Origin of the sequence: Photorhabdus viridis (assembly GCF_040256935.1) — a bacterium.
Classification (GTDB): domain Bacteria; phylum Pseudomonadota; class Gammaproteobacteria; order Enterobacterales; family Enterobacteriaceae; genus Photorhabdus; species Photorhabdus viridis.
Genome location: NZ_JBEJZY010000352.1, coordinates 1 through 305, shown reverse-complemented (window position 1 = coordinate 305; position 305 = coordinate 1). Strand labels below are relative to the sequence as shown.

Below are 305 nucleotides of genomic sequence, written 5' to 3'. Positions count from 1 at the left end.
TCATGATTTTTCGGTGATAATGGTCAGCAAACCCGTCATTAATGAGGAAATATTTGCCCCTCAGTCTGCGATAAGATTATTCTGCCGCCCAATCATCGTCATCCGTCGTCGGCATATTGGTGTCAATACCCGGCGTCACCACAAAAATCGCTTTCGGCAACGTAAATCCCCGCAGTTTCAATAACGCCAGCGGTCCGCTGCCCATTTCCGTGCGTAATATCCAGGTTATCGGTAAACCATCCGGCATCATCCATGTCAGCCGATAGCGGCTTTCATCCAGCTTTTCCGCCTTCGCCTGTTCCAGC

1 protein-coding gene is annotated in these 305 nt (G+C 50.2%); it reads right to left on the bottom strand.

Annotated elements, in window-relative coordinates; all coding sequences use genetic code 11:
* Positions 1 to 76: 76 nt before the first annotated feature.
* Positions 77 to 305: hypothetical protein (locus ABR397_RS23700; protein ID WP_350307833.1), on the bottom strand; the 229-nt coding region annotated here is incomplete at its 5' end.